16 protein-coding genes are annotated in these 18,367 nt (G+C 54.3%); 9 read left to right on the forward strand and 7 right to left on the reverse strand.

Features of this window, described 5'->3' with window-relative positions; translation table 11 throughout:
* Positions 1-109 precede the first annotated feature (109 nt).
* A complete protein-coding gene (gene zapC, locus SK47_RS07055) occupies positions 110-652 on the forward strand; it encodes a cell division protein ZapC (protein WP_022650736.1) in 543 nt (180 codons plus the stop codon).
* Here zapC and SK47_RS07060 read toward each other — a convergent pair.
* Positions 649-1,758 (reverse strand): YcbX family protein, encoded by a 1,110-nt coding sequence (locus SK47_RS07060; RefSeq protein ID WP_003858174.1) that lies wholly within the window; start codon positions 1,756-1,758, stop codon positions 649-651. The genes zapC and SK47_RS07060 overlap by 4 nt on opposite strands.
* 98 nt (positions 1,759-1,856) lie before the next feature.
* Between SK47_RS07060 and rlmKL the strand changes: the two genes are divergently transcribed.
* The 6 genes from rlmKL to rmf all read left to right on the forward strand — a co-directional run bounded on the left by rlmKL (position 1,857) and on the right by rmf (position 9,782).
* Positions 1,857-3,965: a bifunctional 23S rRNA (guanine(2069)-N(7))-methyltransferase RlmK/23S rRNA (guanine(2445)-N(2))-methyltransferase RlmL gene (rlmKL, locus tag SK47_RS07065; protein WP_003858171.1), complete on the forward strand. Its 2,109-nt coding sequence runs from the start codon at positions 1,857-1,859 to the stop codon at positions 3,963-3,965.
* A gap of 12 nt (positions 3,966-3,977) precedes the next feature.
* Positions 3,978-5,885 carry an ABC transporter ATP-binding protein gene (locus SK47_RS07070; RefSeq protein ID WP_006809352.1) on the forward strand — a complete coding sequence of 636 codons (1,908 nt, stop codon included), beginning with the start codon at positions 3,978-3,980 and terminating at the stop codon, positions 5,883-5,885.
* A 13-nt stretch (positions 5,886-5,898) separates the two neighbouring features.
* Complete coding sequence (gene pqiA, locus SK47_RS07075; protein WP_017693685.1) at positions 5,899-7,152, forward strand: membrane integrity-associated transporter subunit PqiA; 1,254 nt, start codon at positions 5,899-5,901, stop codon at positions 7,150-7,152.
* Positions 7,153-7,156: 4 nt separating this feature from the next.
* Entirely contained in the window at positions 7,157-8,797 is a 1,641-nt protein-coding gene (gene pqiB / locus SK47_RS07080) for an intermembrane transport protein PqiB (RefSeq protein WP_003858166.1), read from the forward strand.
* On the forward strand, positions 8,794-9,360 hold the full coding sequence (gene pqiC / locus SK47_RS07085) for a membrane integrity-associated transporter subunit PqiC (protein WP_017384809.1): 567 nt from the start codon (positions 8,794-8,796) through the stop codon (positions 9,358-9,360). The genes pqiB and pqiC overlap by 4 nt, the downstream gene beginning before the upstream one ends.
* 254 nt (positions 9,361-9,614) lie before the next feature.
* Entirely contained in the window at positions 9,615-9,782 is a 168-nt protein-coding gene (rmf, locus tag SK47_RS07090) for a ribosome modulation factor (protein WP_003858162.1), read from the forward strand.
* Positions 9,783-9,853: 71 nt separating this feature from the next.
* Here rmf and fabA read toward each other — a convergent pair whose 3' ends face one another.
* Together fabA and SK47_RS07100 are read right to left on the reverse strand one after the other, a co-directional pair.
* Entirely contained in the window at positions 9,854-10,372 is a 519-nt protein-coding gene (fabA, locus tag SK47_RS07095; protein ID WP_000227926.1) for a bifunctional 3-hydroxydecanoyl-ACP dehydratase/trans-2-decenoyl-ACP isomerase, read from the reverse strand.
* 68 nt (positions 10,373-10,440) lie between these two features.
* A complete protein-coding gene (locus SK47_RS07100; RefSeq protein ID WP_032608967.1) occupies positions 10,441-12,201 on the reverse strand; it encodes an AAA family ATPase in 1,761 nt (586 codons plus the stop codon).
* A gap of 186 nt (positions 12,202-12,387) precedes the next feature.
* On the opposite strand from SK47_RS07100, the gene matP reads away from it, so the two are divergent.
* Positions 12,388-12,840 (forward strand): macrodomain Ter protein MatP, encoded by a 453-nt coding sequence (gene matP, locus SK47_RS07105; protein ID WP_003858158.1) that lies wholly within the window; start codon positions 12,388-12,390, stop codon positions 12,838-12,840.
* 65 nt (positions 12,841-12,905) lie between these two features.
* Here matP and ompA read toward each other — a convergent pair whose 3' ends face one another.
* Together ompA and sulA are read right to left on the reverse strand one after the other, a co-directional pair.
* On the reverse strand, positions 12,906-13,958 hold the full coding sequence (gene ompA / locus SK47_RS07110) for a porin OmpA (RefSeq protein ID WP_003858156.1): 1,053 nt from the start codon (positions 13,956-13,958) through the stop codon (positions 12,906-12,908).
* A gap of 356 nt (positions 13,959-14,314) precedes the next feature.
* On the reverse strand, positions 14,315-14,824 hold the full coding sequence (sulA, locus tag SK47_RS07115; protein ID WP_003858155.1) for an SOS-induced cell division inhibitor SulA: 510 nt from the start codon (positions 14,822-14,824) through the stop codon (positions 14,315-14,317).
* Positions 14,825-15,041: 217 nt separating this feature from the next.
* Between sulA and SK47_RS07120 the strand changes: the two genes are divergently transcribed.
* Positions 15,042-15,668, forward strand: coding sequence for a TfoX/Sxy family DNA transformation protein (locus tag SK47_RS07120; RefSeq protein ID WP_023315767.1), 627 nt, complete (start codon positions 15,042-15,044; stop codon positions 15,666-15,668).
* Here SK47_RS07120 and yccS read toward each other — a convergent pair.
* Complete coding sequence (gene yccS / locus SK47_RS07125; RefSeq protein ID WP_003858151.1) at positions 15,625-17,787, reverse strand: YccS family putative transporter; 2,163 nt, start codon at positions 17,785-17,787, stop codon at positions 15,625-15,627. The genes SK47_RS07120 and yccS overlap by 44 nt on opposite strands.
* Before the next feature lie 18 nt (positions 17,788-17,805).
* Positions 17,806-18,252 (reverse strand): YccF domain-containing protein, encoded by a 447-nt coding sequence (locus SK47_RS07130; protein ID WP_048243727.1) that lies wholly within the window; start codon positions 18,250-18,252, stop codon positions 17,806-17,808.
* Positions 18,253-18,367 lie beyond the last annotated feature (115 nt).

Genomic DNA, 18,367 nt, shown 5'->3' on the forward strand with positions numbered 1-18,367 from the left:
CCGTCATTGTTGCTTATTTAGACATTATAGTCTTTTATTACTAGTGTTATAAGCGAAGCGGCAAACAGGACATTTTTAGTACAGGACGTTTAGGGGACGGGAGAGAAACATGCGAATTAAACCTGACGATAACTGGCGCTGGTATTTTTGTGAAGAGCATGACCGTATGATGCTCGACTTAGCCAATGGCATGTTGTTTCGCTCTCGTTTTGCGCGCCGAATGTTAACCCCAGACGCGTTTGCTCCCTCAGGCTTTTGCGTTGACGATGCTGCACTCTATTTCTCTTTCGAAGAAAAATGCCGCGAGTTCGATCTCTCCAAAGAACAGCGCGCTGAACTAGTATTAAATGCACTGGTGGCGATCCGTTTCCTGAAACCGCAAATGCCGAAAAGCTGGCATTTCCTTGCGCACGGCATGAGCTGGACCCCGGCTATCGGCGATGCGGCGAGCGTCAATCTGAGCGATACCGAAGAGGAGGTGAATTTGCTGGTGGTTGAACCCGGTGAAAACGCTGCGCTCTGTTTGCTGGCCCAACCCGGCGTGACCATTGCCGGGCGAGTTATGCAGTTAGGTGATGCCATCAAAGTGATGAACGACAGGCTGAAGCCACAGCTGCGCGTTGATTCCTTCAGCCTCGAACAGGCGGTTTAAGCTTCCAGCTGTACGGATGTTTTCGGGACACAGCTACAGCACAGGATCGTGCCGTCACCGCCAATCGCAGATTTCTTCAGGGCACTCACTTCACCATCGACCAGTTTAATGCGACAGCATCCGCAAATCCCCGCGCGACAGGAATACGGTACGCGGATACCCGCCTGTTCCAGTTGTTCCAGTAGCACCTGCTGATTGTTACCACGGATAACTTTGCCTTCCCAGTGAATATCCACCGCGGAAGCGACGTTGGTTACCACGTCAACCATCTCTTCTTCCTGACCTGCGCCGTACACCCTGGCAGGCCCGCGGGTAAGGATCTCGATCTCGTCGCCCACGCGGATCACACCGCTGGAGCGGGGGATCAGGTTCTGGCCGAAGTCGACATCACCTTTATCCTGCGCGGTGCGAAATGACTGCAAGGTTTTTAGCGGTTCACCGGAAGGATGCTTCTGGCCTTTCTCCGGGCTAATGGTGGTGAGAATACAGCGGCTGCACGGTTTCACCACGTCAAAAATAACGCTGCCGATGCGGATGACTTTCCAGGTATCTTCATCCCAGGCCTCCGCTCCGGTCACCACCAGATTCGGGCGAAACTGCTCCATCTGCACGCTGGCTTTGCAACGTTTTTGTAAATCTCGCAGCGAGGCCTCGCTGGTCAGCAGAAAGGGAAAACCATCCGCGAAGGAGAGGGGAACCGCATCGTGGCGCTTCACGCGACGGGTCAGCGCAGGCCCAACCCAGCGCAGCTGAACGTCACGGGAGAAAAAGCCGCTGAGCCACTGGTTAATGTTATCCGGCGCGATACGCGCGGTAAAATGATTGCCCCACACTTCCGTTGGCGCATCAAGCGGCGCAAAATCAGCAAAGCGGATCACGACGCTTGAACCGTCTGGCGCGGTCAAATGCAGCCCGTCATGAAGCGGGGAAGGCGTAAAGCGAACCATCTGCGGGAACTGACGTGCGGTGATAAACGTACCGTCAGGCTCGGTGACCATAAAAATACGATCGAAGGCGAATCCGCTCATATCGGCCAGCGCGTGAGTCACGCCGATACCGCGCATCGATTTCACCGGATGAATAAAAAGCCTGGATAACGTCGCCACTACACACTCCCGCTAAAGAAAATAAGCCTTCAACTTTATGACATACACGCCATATTAGCTATAATGCGCGACAATTTTCTATGAGTAAAAGTGACGATATGAATTCTCTGTTTGCCAGTACGGCCCGTGGGCTGGAAGAGCTGTTAAAAACTGAACTGGAAGCCCTGGGCGCGAAAGAGTGCCGGGTGGTTCAGGGTGGTGTCCATTTTGAGGGCGACACGCGGCTTATTTACCAGAGCCTGATGTGGAGCCGTCTGGCGTCGCGCATCATGCTGCCGATGAAAGAGTGCAAGGTCTACAGCGATCTTGATCTCTACACCGGCGTACAGATGATCGACTGGACAGAGATCTTCACCCCGGACGCCACCTTTGCGGTGCATTTCAACGGCGTCAACGATGAGATTCGCAACAGCCAGTACGGTGCCCTGCGCGTTAAGGATGCCATTGTGGACTGCTTCACGCGTCGTAATAAAGAACGTCCGAACGTTGACCGTGAAAACCCGGATCTGCGTATCAACGTCTGGCTGAACGGCGATACGGCCAGTATTTCCCTTGATCTGAGCGGCGCAGGCCTGCATCTGCGCGGTTATCGCGATCGAACCGGGATGGCGCCGATCAAAGAAACGCTGGCTGCCGCTATCGTGATGCGCTCCGGATGGCAGCCAGGTACGCCGCTGCTCGATCCGATGTGCGGTTCCGGTACGCTGCTGATTGAAGCCGCGATGCTGGCCACCGACCGTGCGCCAGGGCTGCACCGCGGCCACTGGGGCTTCAAAGGCTGGGCACAGCACGATGAGGCCATCTGGAAAGAGGTCAAAGACGATGCGCAGACCCGCGCCCGTAAAGGGCTGGCGGAATACACCTCTCACTTTTACGGTTCGGACAGCGATGCACGGGTGATTGAACGTGCGCGCAGCAACGCCCGTCGTGCCGGTATCGGCGAGCTGGTCACCTTCGAGGTGAAAGACGTGGCGAACCTGACCAACCCGTTGCCAAAAGGCCCGTACGGTACGGTGATCAGCAACCCGCCGTATGGTGAGCGTCTGGACAGCGAGCCGGCGCTGATTGCACTGCACAGCCTGCTGGGCCGCAACATGAAAGCGCATTTCGGCGGCTGGAACCTCTCCCTGTTTAGCGCCTCGCCGGAGCTGCTGAGCTGCCTGCAATTGCGTGCCGATCGCCAGTTCAAGGCGAAAAACGGCCCGCTGGACTGCGTGCAGAAAAACTACCATCTGGCAGAGATAGCGGCGGATAGCAAACCGTCAGGCGTGGCGGAAGATTACGCCAACCGCCTGCGCAAAAACCTGAAGAAATTTGAGAAGTGGGCAAAGCAGGAAGGCATCGAATGTTATCGCCTGTACGACGCTGACCTGCCGGAATACAACGTGGCGGTTGACCGCTATGCGGACTGGGTAGTGGTTCAGGAATACGCCCCGCCGAAAACTATCGATGCGCAAAAAGCGCGTCAGCGTATGCTGGATGTGATTGCGGCCACCATCGCCGTACTCGGCATTTCGCCAAACAAGCTGGTGCTGAAAACCCGTGAGCGTCAGAAAGGCAAAAACCAGTATCAGAAGATGGGCGAGAAGGGTGACTTCATCGAAGTGGGCGAATATAACGCGCGCCTGTGGGTTAACCTGACCGACTACCTTGATACCGGTCTGTTCCTCGACCACCGTATCGCCCGCCGCATGCTGGGCCAGATGAGCAAGGGCAAAGACTTCCTGAACCTGTTCTCCTATACCGGTAGCGCCAGCGTTCATGCGGGGCTTGGCGGCGCGCGTAGCACCACCACGGTAGATATGTCACGAACTTATCTGGAGTGGGCAGAGCGCAACCTGCGTCTTAACGGCTTAACCGGTCGTCAGCATCGCCTGTTACAGGCCGACGTGCTGGGCTGGCTGCGCGATACCGACGAGCAGTTTGACCTGATCTTTATCGATCCGCCGACCTTCTCTAACTCCAAGCGTATGGAGGATAGCTTTGACGTTCAACGCGATCACCTGCGCCTGATGACCGACCTGAAGCGCCTGCTGCGTAAAGGCGGCACCATTATGTTCTCGAACAACAAGCGCGGATTCCGCATGGATCACGACGGCCTGGCCGAACTGGGACTGAAAGCACAAGAAATCAGCCAAAAAACGCTGTCTCAGGACTTTGCCCGTAACCGTCAAATCCACAACTGCTGGCTGATTTCCGCGGTCTGAAAGGAAAAATAAATGTCTTTAATTAGTATGCACGGCGCGTGGCTCTCTTTCAGCGACTCACCGCTTCTCGATAATGCAGAGCTGCATATCGAAGATAACGAGCGCGTCTGTCTGGTGGGCCGTAACGGCGCAGGTAAATCGACGCTGATGAAAATCCTCAACCGTGAGCAGGGGCTGGATGATGGACGTATTGTTTACGAGCAGGATCTGATCGTCTCTCGTCTGCAACAGGATCCGCCGCGTAACGTCACCGGCAGCGTTTACGATTTTGTGGCCGAAGGGATTTCAGAGCAGGCGGAATACCTCAAGCGTTACCACGAGATTTCGCATCTGGTGATGACGGACCCGAGCGACAAGAATCTCAACGAGCTGGCAAAAGTGCAGGAGATGCTCGATCACCACGGTCTGTGGCAGCTGGAAAACCGCATTAATGAAGTGCTGGCCCAGCTTGGCCTGGAAGCGGATATGGAGCTGTCGGCGCTCTCCGGCGGCTGGCTGCGTAAAGCGGCGCTGGGCCGTGCCCTGGTGAGCGGGCCTAAGGTGCTGCTGCTGGACGAACCGACGAACCACCTGGATATCGAAGCGATTGACTGGCTGGAAGGGTTCCTGAAAACCTTTAACGGCACCATTATCTTCATCTCCCACGACCGTTCGTTCATCCGCAATATGGCCACGCGCATTGTCGACCTCGACCGCGGCAAGCTGGTGACTTATCCGGGCGATTACGATACCTATCTACTGGAGAAAGAAGAGAACCTGCGCGTCGAAGAGCTGCAAAACGCCGAGTTCGACCGCAAGCTGGCACAGGAAGAGGTCTGGATCCGTCAGGGCATCAAAGCCCGTCGTACCCGTAACGAAGGCCGCGTTCGCGCCCTCAAGGCGATGCGCCGCGAACGTAGCGAACGCCGTGAAGTCATGGGGAGCGCCAAAATGCAGGTTGAAGAGGCGTCCCGCTCGGGCAAGATTGTCTTCGAAATGGAGAACGTGAATTATTCGGTTGACGGCAAAGTGCTGGTAAACGATTTCTCCGCTCAGGTTCAGCGCGGCGACAAAATTGCGCTGATCGGCCCGAACGGGTGCGGTAAAACCACGCTGCTGAAACTGATGCTCGGTCAGCTCCAGGCCGACAGCGGTCGTATCCACTGCGGTACCAAACTGGAAGTGGCGTACTTCGACCAGCACCGCGCAGAGCTGGATCCAGACCGTACGGTGATGGATAACCTCGCTGAGGGCAAACAGGAGGTCATGGTTAACGGCAAGCCGCGTCACGTGCTGGGCTACCTTCAGGACTTCCTGTTCCACCCGAAACGCGCCATGACGCCGGTGCGCGCGCTGTCCGGCGGTGAGCGTAACCGTCTTTTGCTGGCGCGTTTGTTCCTGAAACCCAGTAACTTATTGATTCTCGATGAACCGACTAACGATCTGGATGTCGAAACGCTGGAACTGCTGGAAGAGTTGATTGATGGTTATCAGGGAACCGTGATGCTGGTCAGCCACGATCGTCAGTTTGTCGATAACACCGTGACCGAGTGCTGGATCTTCGAAGGCGAAGGACGCATCGGGCAATATGTAGGCGGCTATCATGACGCGCGTGGACAGCAATCACAGTCGCTGGCGCAAAAACAGGCGAAGACCAAAAATGTCGCTGAACCTGTTGTTGCAAAAGCAGAAACTGTCAAAAAGTCTCCTGCTAAAATGAGTTATAACTTGCAGCGCGAGCTGGAGGGGCTGCCGCAGCGTCTGGAAGAGCTGGAAGCTGCACTGGAAGCACTGCAAATCCAGGTCGCTGATGCGTCATTCTTTACGCAGCCTCACGACTATACTCAGAAAGTATTGGCTGAACTCTCCCAGGCTGAACAGGCGCTGGAAGAGGCATTTGAGCGCTGGGAGTACCTTGAGTCTCTGAAAAACGGCGCATAAACAGGGATAATCTATGTGTGACCAGCACCATGCCGATCGGCATATATTATGCTCGCAATGCGATATGCTCGTGGCGTTGCCAGAGCTTGGTCACGGACATAAGGCTGCCTGCCCGCGCTGCGGCGCTACGCTGACGACCGAGTGGGACGCGCCAAGGCAGCGTCCTACGGCTTATGCGCTGGCAGCCTTATTCATGTTACTGCTCTCCAATCTCTTCCCTTTCATCTATATGAAAGTAGGTGGGATGACCAGCCAGGTAGATTTACTGGAAATTCCTGGCGTGATGTTCTCGGAAGATTACGCCAGCCTTGGCACCTTCTTTCTTCTGTTCGTGCAGATCGTCCCGGCTTTTTGCCTGGTCGTCATTCTGCTGCTGGTCAACCGCGTCAGGATGCCCACTGTCCTTAAAATCAAACTCGCGCGGATCCTTTTCCAGCTGAAAAGCTGGGGGATGGCGGAAATTTTTCTCGCGGGTATCCTGGTCAGCTTCGTGAAGCTGATGGCCTACGGCGATGTGGGGATTGGCAGCAGCTTTATTCCGTGGTGTCTGTACTGCGTGCTGCAACTGCGCGCGTTCCAGTGCGTGGACCGACGCTGGGCCTGGGACGATATTGCCCCGGCGCCGACGCTCTCGCAGACGGTAAAGGTGGGCGTACCGGGTATCCGTCAGGGGCTTCGCTCCTGCTCGTGCTGCACCGCCGTGCTGCCCGCGGATGTCGAGGTGTGTCCGCGCTGTGAAACAAAAGGTCACGTCCGGCGCAAAAATAGCCTGCAATGGACCATGGCGCTGCTGGTGACCTCTGTCATGCTCTATCTGCCCGCCAATATCTTGCCGATCATGATCACCGATTTGCTCGGCGACAGAATGCCCTCGACCATACTGGCCGGGGTGATTTTGCTGTGGAGCGAGGGATCTTACCCTGTAGCAGGCGTCATATTCCTCGCCAGTATTATGGTTCCGACCTTAAAGATGATTGCCATTGCCTGGCTTTGCTGGGATGCAAAAGGGCACGGTAAGCGAGACAGCGAGCGCATGCATCTGATTTATGAGGTCGTGGAATTTGTTGGCCGCTGGTCGATGATTGACGTGTTCGTGATTGCGGTTCTCTCAGCGCTGGTGCGTATGGGTGGGCTGATGAGTATTTATCCCGCTATGGGAGCGCTGATGTTTGCGTTGGTCGTCATTATGACCATGTTTGCGGCCATGACCTTCGACCCTCGTTTATCGTGGGATCGTGAGCCCGATTCAAGCCATGAGGAAGAGTAAGAGCATGGAAAATAAGAGTGGAGAGGCTAAAGTGCAGAAGGTCAGAAACTGGTCGCCGGTGTGGATTTTCCCCATCGTGACCGCGCTGATCGGTGCATGGATCCTGTTTTATCATTACAGCCATCAGGGACCGGAAGTCACGCTAATTACCACCAATGCAGAGGGGATTGAGGGCGGAAAAACCACCATCAAGAGCCGCAGCGTGGATGTGGGTGTCGTGGAAAGCGCGACCCTGACGGATGATTTAACCCATGTTGAAATCAAGGCCCGCCTGAATGCTGGCATGGAAAAACTGCTCCATGAAGATTCTGTTTTTTGGGTAGTGAAACCGCAGGTTGGGAGAGAAGGGATCAGCGGCTTAGGGACGCTATTGTCCGGGGCTTATATTGAACTCCAGCCCGGCAACAAAGGCGCCCAGCCAGCAAACTATCAGCTGCTGGATTCACCGCCGCTTGCGCCACCGGATGCAAAAGGGATCCGCGTTATTCTGGACAGTAAAAAAGCGGGCCAGCTCTCGCCGGGCGATCCGGTGCTGTTCCGTGGGTATCGCGTCGGTTCGGTTGAAACAAGCACCTTCGATCCGCAAAAACGGACCATCAGCTATCAGCTATTTATCAACGCGCCTAATGACCGCCTGGTGACCAGCAACGTTCGCTTCTGGAAAGACAGCGGGATCGCGGTAGATCTCACCTCTGCGGGGATGCGCGTTGAGATGGGTTCACTCACCACGCTGTTTGGTGGGGGCGTCAGTTTTGACGTGCCGGAAGGTATAGATCTGGGACAACCGGTGGCGGAGAAAACCGCCTTCAGACTGTTTGACGATCAAAAAAGCATTCAGGATGCGCTCTATACCGATCACATCGACTACCTGATGTTCTTTAAGGACTCTGTACGCGGCTTGCAGCCAGGGGCGCCAGTTGAGTTCCGCGGTATTCGTCTGGGGACAGTGGGACAAGTGCCTTACTTTGTTCCGGGACTGAAGCAGATGCTTGATGATGATTATCGTATTCCGGTGCTGATCCGCATTGAGCCTGAGCGTTTGATTAACCAGATAGGCGAGGACCAGGATATTGGGGAGCATATCAGCGACCTGCTGAATCGCGGGCTGCGCGGCTCGCTGAAAACCGGCAACCTGGTCACAGGGGCGTTGTATGTCGATATGGACTTCTATCCAAAAGCGCCACCAATGACGGGTATCCGTGAATTTGGTGGCTACAAAATCATTCCTACGGTCAGCAGTGGCCTGGCGCAGATCCAACAGCGTCTGATGGAAACGCTGGATAAGATCAACAATCTGCCGCTGAATCCAATGCTTGAGGCTGCGACGGGATCACTGCATCAGAGCCAGGCAACGATGCAACGTCTGCAAACCACCCTGGATAATATCAACAAGATCACCGCTAACCAGTCCATGCAGCAGCTGCCGCAGGATATGCAGAAAACGTTGCGCGAACTGAATCGTAGTATGCAGGGCTTCCAGCCGGGCTCAGCGGCCTACAACAAGATGGTGGCGGATATGCAACGTCTTGATCAGGTTTTACGCGAGCTACAGCCCGTTCTGAAAACGCTCAATGAAAAGAGCAACGCACTGGTGTTTGAAGCGAAAGACAAAAAGGATCCTGAGCCTAAGAGGGCGAAACAATGAAAAAATGGCTAATCATCGCAGGCGCACTGGTATTAACGGCCTGTAGCTCTGGAAGCGATAACAAAAGCTACTACCAGCTGCCGTTAAGCGCCCAGTCCGGTGCGCAGAGCAGCACCTCGCAGGGCAGCCGTCTGCTGTGGGTTGAACAGGTTGCCGTGCCAGATTACCTGGCGGGCAACGGGGTGGTCTACCAGACCAGCGATGTGCAGTACGTAATCGCCAACAATAACCTGTGGGCCAGCCCGCTGGATCAGCAGCTACGCAATACGCTGGTGGCGAATCTGAGCAGCCAGCTCCCCGGTTGGGTCGTTGCCTCGCAGCCTCTGGGAAGCGATCAGGACACTCTGAATGTTAACGTGACGGGATTCCATGGCCGCTATGATGGTGCCGTTGTTATCAGCGGGGAGTGGCTGCTGAATCACCAGGGTCAGCTGATTAAGCGTCCTTTTCATCTTGAACTCAAGCAGCAGAAAGATGGCTATGACGAAATGGTGAAAGTACTTGCGCAGGGATGGGCACAGGAGTCGGCTGCTATCGCAAGAGAGATTTCCCGCCTGCCATAAGTAAAATTCATCGACGAAAGCCGCACTCAGCTTCTTGCTGATTGCGGCTTTTTTTTCGTTTTGCGTTCAGGTTGTTACTTGTCCCGCGTCACATTTTTTGTACAAACGATCTTCCATGTAGCTCACAAATATGACACCCGTATGAATTTTGAACGTTGACGCTGACGTCGATTCGGGGTATTCGTTAACTGTGCTTGCACATATTGCAACCACTGTTTTCTTTCCACCAGACAAAAGAATGAGGGAAACGAGGCATGAAGAGACAGAAACGAGATCGCCTGGAAAGGGCTCATCAACGTGGTTATCAGGCTGGCATCGCCGGACGTTCAAAAGAAATGTGTCCCTATCAGGCCCTGAATCAAAGGTCCCAATGGCTAGGGGGCTGGCGAGAAGCCATCGGAGACAGGGCAGTACTTGCTTGATACCGTCTCTTTAAAAAGAAACCTCCGCAATGCGGAGGTTTCGCCTTTCTGGATGGGGCTAAAAGCCGTTATCAGAAAGCGGAGGTATCCTGGAACAGACCCACTTTCAGGTCGTTCGCGGTATAGATCAGGCGACCATCTACCAGCACTTCACCGTCCGCCAGGCCCATAATCAGGCGGCGGTTAACGATGCGTTTGAAATGGATACGGTAGGTGACTTTCTTCGCGGTAGGCAGAACCTGACCGGTGAATTTCACTTCGCCTACGCCCAACGCACGGCCTTTGCCTTCACCGCCAAGCCAGCCCAGATAGAAGCCAACCAGCTGCCACATGGCATCGAGGCCCAGGCAGCCAGGCATTACCGGATCGCCAATAAAGTGGCAACCGAAGAACCACAGGTCCGGGTTGATATCGAGTTCTGCTTCTACGTAACCCTTATCAAAGTTGCCGCCGGTTTCGGTCATTTTCACGACACGGTCCATCATCAGCATATTTGGGGCTGGTAACTGCGGACCTTTCGCGCCAAACAGTTCACCGCGACCAGAGGCAAGAAGGTCTTCTTTAGTATAGGATTCGCGTTTATCTACCATGTTCTCAGTAAGCCTTATTTTAGTGAAGGACGCAGGATAGCTAACACGTGTACGCTGAACAAGTCCGATCAGTTCGCACTAAACCAACTTAACCAGCGTAACGGCCACGGATAACGATGACGAGCATCCTGCTGTGTCGCCTGAGCTATACGTTCCTGAATGGTCTGCATCAGGGTTGTCTGGCCTTCGCCGTCCCAGACCAGGTTTGTCAGTAAGGGTAGTGCATCCTCAACCCCTTCGATGGCCCAGACGGTGAATTGTTCCTGCTCTACCGCATCCAGAATCGCCTGGCTCAGGCTCAAATGGCGAGCGTTAGGTGCCGGAATAATCACGCCCTGTTTGCCGTTTAAACCGCGCTGCTGGCAGATTGCGAAGAAGCCTTCGATTTTCTCATTCAGTCCGCCCACCGGTTGGGCACGGCCAAACTGATCCACGGACCCGGTAATCGCAATATTCTGGTTAATCGGCACGTCTGCAAGCGCGCTGATCACGGCGCACAGCTCCGCCATTGAGGCGCTGTCGCCGTCGACTTCACTGTAGGACTGCTCAAAGGTCAACGAGGCAGAGAAGGGGATCTGCTGCTCGAGCTGAAGTTCAGACATCAGGAACGCCTGCATGATCATCATGCCTTTGGCATGAATGTTTCCGCCCAGTTCGGCCTTGCGTTCGATATCGGTAAATTCGCCGTCACCAATGTGTACGACACAGCTGATACGGGAAGGCTCACCAAAGGCGCGCGGGTGTCCGGGGAACTCGATGACGGACAAGGCGTTGATTTGCCCGATACGTTCGCCTTCGGTCTCCACCAGAATCTGTTCCAGCAGAATTTCATCCTGCATACGGTCAGCAAGATAACCTTCACGCCATTCACGCTGGGCCAGCATCTGGCTAAGCTGCTCACCGGTAAACGGACCGTTACCGCTGATAACCCCCACTTCACGCAGCTGTTTACCGATCCAGAGCGGGCAGAGCGGCAGGGTTTCCTGATCGCCAGTGTAGCGTACGGCCTCGCGGATTAAGCCCGGCCACGCATCCTCGGCAGGCGAGGGCAGTGCGAAACGTTCCGCCACGGCCATAACCCACTGACACCACTGCGCCATGTCATCGGCATCGGCGATCTGAATATTGTCTTCAAATTCGCTATAGACAGCCTGCTCCGCGAGTTCTGGCTCCATTTCCTGGAAATCAGCCAGAGATTCACGGTCGCCCGTCAGCACGACGGTCAGCGACAGCGGCATAGACGGAATGGATACAGGCAGCGGACGCGAATCGTCGTAGCCTACCCAGTCAAAACGTTGCTGTGTCACCACCGTTTTCAGGCGCATCCACAGCAGAGGCTGCGCAAGCAGGGTGCGAAGGGAGATGAGCAACACGCCGCCATTCGCGCGGTGTACCAGCCCCGGTTGCAGTGACACATCGCCATTGAACTGACGAAGGCAGCCGAACAGCTGTTCTGCTTCCACCCAGTTGGCGGTGATCACCTCGCCTTTTGCAGCGAACTGTCCGTCTGCCTGCGTGGCAGGTTCGTACGTCACGTCACGTCCGGCAATATGATACTGGCCACCAAAAACGGCATTCGTTTTTGGCTGCAACTGGCGCATGGCATCACCGAGAAGCGTCAGATACTCGGCTTCTTCCGGGGCTTTGAGCAGCATGAAAGGAGATGTAGCCCATGGGGATGACATCTGCTCCAGCGCGTAATGCAAACGCGGTTGTGTATCGCTAAGTATGAATTCGTGTTCTTTTGTGAGGTCTGGCTGTGCAAACAGCTCCTGATAGCTCTCGGTATCCGGAACCAGGTCACGCCATGCAAGTTTCGTAATGGTCAAAGTTGATGTTTTTTAGTCAGAAGTAAAACCGTGGAGTATACCGTAAGCGGCGCACTCTGCCCAATCAGGATTCGGGTTTTCGTCATGCGGATCGCCTGCGGCGTTTCACAGGATATGATTTCTTTTCAGCAGATTGCCAAAAAACTGATATTCTGAACAGAGTTACACGGTAACACTGAGATCGCAATGAAATATCAACAACTGGAAAACCTCGAAAGCGGCTGGAAATGGAAGTACCTGGTCAAAAAGCACCGTGAAGGGGAGCTGATCACCTGCTACATCGAAGCCAGCGCGGCGCAAGAAGCTGTGGATATGTTGCTGACCCTCGAAAACGAACCGGTACTGGTCAACGGCTGGATTGAGAAACACATTAATCCGGCCCTGTTAAACCGGATGAAGCAAACTATCCGTGCTCGTCGTAAACGGCATTTCAATGCCGAGCATCAGCACACCCGTAAGAAATCCATCGACCTGGAGTTTATGGTCTGGCAGCGTCTGGCCGGGCTTGCGCAACGGCGCGGGAAAACCCTGTCGGAAACGGTGGTGCAGCTGATTGAAGATGCCGAGCACAAAGAGAAGTATGCCAGCCAGATGTCGACGCTGAAGAACGATCTACAGGCACTGTTAGGTAAAAAATAAGCGTTTTGCTTTTCTTCAGATAATAAAAAACCCCGCATGGCGGGGTTTTTTTATAAGACGATAACTTATGCCGCAGGCTGAGTTACAACGTCTTTGATACCTTTAACTTCGATCTCTACGCGACGATCTGGTGCCAGGCAGTCGATCAGTGCAGCGCGTGGTTTCACGTTGTCACAGGTAGAACCGGTAACTGGGTTAGATTCGCCCATACCACGTGGGGAGATCTTGTTAGCTGGGATACCTTTAGATACCAGGTAATCAACTACAGACTGAGCACGTTTCTCAGACAGACCCTGGTTGTAAGCGTCAGAACCGATACGGTCGGTGAAGCCCAGAACCACTACAGAACCGTCTTTAGGATCCAGGTTGCTCAGCTGGGTGTACAGCTGATCCAGTGCCTGCTGACCTTCTGGTTTCAGGGTAGCTTTGTTGAAGTTGAACAGAACGTCAGACTTCAGAGTGAAGTGCTTGGTCTGTACTTCTGGCGCTGGAGCCGGAGCTGGAGCTACGACTGGCGCATCTTCCTGCTGACCGAAACGGTAAGAAACACCAACGCTCAGCATGCCGTTGTCTGGACGAACGCCAACGGTAGCACCGTCACCGATGTTGTTAACCCACTGGTATTCCAGACGGGTAGCGATGTCACGGGTCATTGCCCACTCAACGCCACCAGCGAATACTGGGGAAACACCCGTGTCGTGGTCGTCACCAGCACGGCTGTTGCTGGAGTCTGCACGCCATACCATGCCGCCCAGACGGGTGTACACGTCCAGATCGTCAGTTACTGGGTAACCCAGTTTAGCGGTCAGCTGTACGCCCTGAGCTTTGAAAGCGCCATTGGTTTCGTTGCCTTTGTAAGGCATACGACCTAACCAGTCGTAACCCATTTCAAAGCCAACATACGGGTTAACCTGATAGCCACCGAACGCACCTGCACCAAGCTGGCTCTCATGAGTTGGGCCATCATTGTTGTTTGCGCTGTCGTACCAACCGGTGTCATGGAACTGAGACCAACCCAGTTTACCACCTGCATACCAGGTATTATCTTTCGGAGCGGCCTGCGCTACGGTAGCGAAGCCAGCCAGTGCCACTGCAATCGCGATAGCTGTCTTTTTCATTTTTTGCGCCTCGTTATCATCCAAAATTTGCCATGAATATCTCCATCGGAGGAATCACGGTTAAATCCTTCACCGGGGGGCGTGGTCAAATATAAACCTACCGATATCTTCGGCTTAGGCCGAGCACCCCTGGCGATGTAAAGTCTACAACGTAGCTGAAAACTTACAAGTGTGAAGTCCGTCAGGCATATGAAAAAAAAAGTTCCGTATACCTAATATTTAACAATTTTTGAACGAATTTTGTGCAGTAAAATTAACGAGAACCGCGTCAGACAAGACTTGCCGCAGTTTTGGCGCGTTGAACTTTTTTTGCATACTGCGGTCGAAAAAAATTCCAGGAAAACTCTTAAAATCACTCAATGGTACACATTCGAGTGAATTTTTAGCGCGGGATGTTGTCCTCTGCGATAGGAATCTCCACGAACTGGCCGCATGATGAAACCCATCGCGTTACCTTCTTCAGCCGCTTCAGTCAGACGCAAATGTTCTTCTTGCGACAGATCCTCAGGCAACCACCCAATCACGACGCTATAGTTCCCGGTACGTAATGCCCGGACCATCGACTCGACCGTATCGCAAGGGGAGAGTTGATTAATCTGCATCACCTTCGCTAACGGCAGCCCAGCCGACTGAACCCATTCGCGACTTAATTTTTGCTGTGGCGTCAGCCAGAGCTGCCAGCGAGACTGTTGCCCGAGCTGCTGCAAAAGCGGCAGGAGTAAGAGTTGTGTCAACAGCGGCTGGTCTTCACGGTAAACCACTTCACTGATAAGCCCTGTCGATTCACGCCCGATAGAATTCTGCGCAGCATTGCCTGCGGCAGAAGTAGAAGGTGTTAAGTGATTTGCATAGCCTGAAGTGTACATAATCATTCCAGCCCTGTAGTTACTGTATGGATATACAGTAACCCCTGTATGCATAAAGATCAACCTCATTTTCGGAAAGCGACTCGCAAATTTCATCCATTCCGGGTGAACATGAAAAAATCATCTTGCCCAACGGCAATAAGTTGCCTATTTTCCTGCTAACGGATCCGTTAGTAAGAAATATCGTGGTTACTGTATGATTTTTAATGGAATTATCATGAAAAAGATATCTTATGAGCGGATTTATCAATCTCAAGAATACCTCTCTCCGCTGGGCGAAATTCATCATCGCGCCCTGTTTGGCGGTTATACCCTGGCCGTGGATGAAGCGGTGTTCGCGATGGTGTCTGACGGCGAGCTGTACCTTCGCGCCTGTGAGCAAAGTGCAAAATACTGTGTAAAAAACGCTTCCTCTTTTCTGACCCTGATGAAACGAGGACGCCCAGTGCTGCTTAATTACTACCGTGTGGACGAAGGTCTGTGGCAAAACAGGGAAAAACTGCTTCAGCTCTCCTCGTTTGCGCTCGATGCCGCCAGGAAAGAGCGCTACCAGCGCCATCAGCGTAACCGGCTTAAAGATCTGCCGAACCTGACCTTTCAGATTGAGGTCCTGCTTATGGAGGCGGGCATTACCAATGAAGAGACGCTACGACAGTTGGGGGCGAAGACGAGCTGGCTGAAAATGCGCTCGAAGAATAAAGCGCTGAGTATCCGGGTATTGTTCGCGCTTGAAGGCGCGATTGAAGGGTTACATGAAGCGGCACTCCCGGCGGATATTCGCCGGGAGCTTACGGAGTGGTTTAATGCGCTGCCTGAGTCGCAGGGCCATCATTCCGCCAGGTAGCGATCTGCTGTCGCAGCCGACAAATTTCCGGCAGCAAAGCGATAAGCAGGCCAATTTGCTGAAGGACCAGTGGAGCTTTGTTGTCGGTGCCTGGATCAAGGTGTGCGATACGTTGCACCAGTTCATCCAGTGCCTGGTGAACCCGTGGCTCATCCGCAGGTTGATGATGAAGCGCATCATCAACGTAGCAAACGGCGTCGTCCAGCAGCGCCAGGATGTCCGGATTCGTCAGTTTCTCTCGGTGGGCGCCAAGGGTAGAGATATAGCTGGTGAACGTGTGGTTCAGACACAGCAGGCGGAAGGCTGTCTCACGGATTTCTGCCGTAGCGCGCGGCTCAGTTGACATATTCGAGACAACGGAAGCCAGCTCTGCGTCAGTGTTATGCGCATCGCGACGGGCAATCCGATAGGCCAGACGGTTATCGCGACCCTGATGGTATTGCTCAAGAATAGCATCCAGGTAGCGGCAGTTGGCGTTCATTGCTCTGTCGGACACGCGCGGTAAATTTCGGAAACGCCAGTCAGGCCAGATAAAACTCACCGCCGCCCAGGCGATGGCGCAGCCGATTAGCGTGTCAATCACACGAGGGAGGGCCACCTCAAAGCCTTCACCCAGCAGATTGAAGCAGAGCAGCACCAGCAGCGTGATGAACATCGTGGCGTGGGCATACTGCACATTGCGGAAAGCGAAGAACAGTACACCGGTAATCACAATCAGGATCAGTTGCCCTTCTACGGATGGCACAAAGTAGAGCACCGGCAGCCCGATGGCGACCCCGACTAATGTCCCGACAATACGCAGCGCGAGCCGATGGCGGGTAGCGTTATAGTTCGGCTGGCAGACAAACAGGCTGGTCAACAGGATCCAGTAGCCGTGGTGCAATCCTGTTATCTGGATAAACGCGTAGCCGACGCACAGTACCAGCGACATCCTTACCGCATGGCGAAAGAGGGCGGATTCCGGCGTAAAATGACGGCTCAGGCGCAGCCACATATCGCTGAAACCGTTGAGACTGTCGTCGGCAAGCTGGTTGTCAGCGTCATTGCCCGGCATCGCCATCGCCTGTTCAGACTCAATGGTGGCGAGCTGAGCATCAATGGCTCTCAGGTTGTTGAGCAGGAATCCCAGGGCTTTGAACTGTTCCGGTGATGTCCCACTGGCCTGAACGCGATCGAGCGCCGCATCCAGGTGGCTGAATGCGCGTTCAAAGCGCGGATCGTGCTGATAGGGCGTGCGCAGCAGTATTGAGCGCGCAAGTTGCTGGCAGGCCTGAGACTGCATCGACAGCAGGCGCTGGAAACGGAACATCACGTCGCTATAGCGGAATTTCTCGCGCAGGTCAGCGTACTGCACATGCGAGGAGCTGGCGCGCTCGTGAATATCCTGGGCGACAAAATAGTAGTGCAGTGTGCGCCGTGTACCGCGCTGACCGCGATCGCCGCGCAGACGGGTGAGCAGAGACGCTTTGGTCTGATTCAGCGTGGCGACCAGCTGGCCATTTGCCAGCGCCAGATCGTACAGGGGCGCCTGACTGTCCTCTTCAATATCCGGATCAAACAGCCGGGATTTCAGCTCCAGATAGTGGGCCAGCTGTTCGTAACTGCGGGCAATGTTGTCCTGTAAGGCACGAACCGGAAAAATAAGATGCCCGGTTAAGGTCAGCAGGTTATACCAGATAGCACCCAACAGCAGCAGGACCGGTTGCTGATACCACTGCTCGTAAAGAGAGACGCCCAGCATGGTGTAAATGGCAATCAGCAGGGCGCCAAACGCGATAGTGGCGTAGCGTTGCCCGAGGCCGCCGAGCAAAATGAAGCCGCTGGTGGACACCGTCAGCCCTAAGGCAAACAGCCAGGGCCACGGGAAAAGCAGCTCAACGGAGGCGGAAGCAATAAAGAAGCAGACCAGCGTGATGACCAGATTACGCAAACGACCGGCCAGGCGGTCGTCGAGATCCGCCAGCGCACCGGCCACCACCCCAAGCGTGAGGGGGATGGTGAGCTTCACATCATTCAGCCACCACGGCAGAGCGACGGTGCCGCAGAGGGCGATAAAAATCCTGACGTTATACAGCCAGTTACTGTTCCATGTATAGCGACGAAGCAGGGGGCTTAGCATGAGAGCGGCCAGTCCTTATTACTGAAAACGACGACGGGCATTGGCTTCACGCGCGGCTTGCGCGACTTCGACCGGGACAACTCGGCGTCCTACCGGCCACAGGGCGATGGTGGCAATTTTGAAATTAGCGATGCCAACCGGAATGCCAATAATCGTAATGTACTGGGCGATGCCGGCGAAAATATGCATCAGACACAGCCACCAGCCAAAGAAGATCAGCCATAAAATATTCAGCAGCGTGCCGCCGGTATTCATCAGGGCATTTTTTCTTTCCGGCTCCAGCTCATCCACGTGCACGGCTTCATTTCCATAAGGAACGAGGGACAGTTTGGTGATTTCCCAGCAGGAGCGCGTCAGCGGAAGGGTGAAGATGAGCACAATGCTCACCAGGGTGGCAAAAAGCCAGGAAAGGGTGGTGGCAAAACCGCCAAGGACAAAATTCAACACATTCAGAACGGTACGCATAAACCCTCATTTCCTTCGATATGATTAACGCCCGGTGATTGTAACGTTTTTTTGGGCTGGAGCACCTTAAAACTGGCAGTTAAACTGTCTGACAAATCATGACCTCGTGGATCCG

It is taken from the genome of Enterobacter sp. BWH52 (genome assembly GCF_001037565.1).
Classification (GTDB): Bacteria; Pseudomonadota; Gammaproteobacteria; order Enterobacterales; family Enterobacteriaceae; genus Enterobacter; species Enterobacter hormaechei_C.

Bases quoted from the DNA above. Each gene is read 5' to 3' on its own strand.
- rlmKL (WP_003858171.1), top strand. From the start codon at position 1,857: ATGAATTCTCTGTTTGCCAGTACGGCCCGTGGGCTGGAAGAGCTGTTA.
- ompA (WP_003858156.1), bottom strand. From the start codon at position 13,958: ATGAAAAAGACAGCTATCGCGATTGCAGTGGCACTGGCTGGCTTCGCT.
- fabA (WP_000227926.1), bottom strand. From the start codon at position 10,372: ATGGTAGATAAACGCGAATCCTATACTAAAGAAGACCTTCTTGCCTCT.
- pqiB (WP_003858166.1), top strand. From the start codon at position 7,157: ATGGAAAATAAGAGTGGAGAGGCTAAAGTGCAGAAGGTCAGAAACTGG.
- rmf (WP_003858162.1), top strand. From the start codon at position 9,615: ATGAAGAGACAGAAACGAGATCGCCTGGAAAGGGCTCATCAACGTGGT.
- SK47_RS07070 (WP_006809352.1), top strand. From the start codon at position 3,978: ATGTCTTTAATTAGTATGCACGGCGCGTGGCTCTCTTTCAGCGACTCA.
- matP (WP_003858158.1), top strand. From the start codon at position 12,388: ATGAAATATCAACAACTGGAAAACCTCGAAAGCGGCTGGAAATGGAAG.
- sulA (WP_003858155.1), bottom strand. From the start codon at position 14,824: ATGTACACTTCAGGCTATGCAAATCACTTAACACCTTCTACTTCTGCC.
- zapC (WP_022650736.1), top strand. From the start codon at position 110: ATGCGAATTAAACCTGACGATAACTGGCGCTGGTATTTTTGTGAAGAG.
- SK47_RS07120 (WP_023315767.1), top strand. From the start codon at position 15,042: ATGAAAAAGATATCTTATGAGCGGATTTATCAATCTCAAGAATACCTC.
- yccS (WP_003858151.1), bottom strand. From the start codon at position 17,787: ATGCTAAGCCCCCTGCTTCGTCGCTATACATGGAACAGTAACTGGCTG.
- pqiA (WP_017693685.1), top strand. From the start codon at position 5,899: ATGTGTGACCAGCACCATGCCGATCGGCATATATTATGCTCGCAATGC.
- SK47_RS07130 (WP_048243727.1), bottom strand. From the start codon at position 18,252: ATGCGTACCGTTCTGAATGTGTTGAATTTTGTCCTTGGCGGTTTTGCC.
- pqiC (WP_017384809.1), top strand. From the start codon at position 8,794: ATGAAAAAATGGCTAATCATCGCAGGCGCACTGGTATTAACGGCCTGT.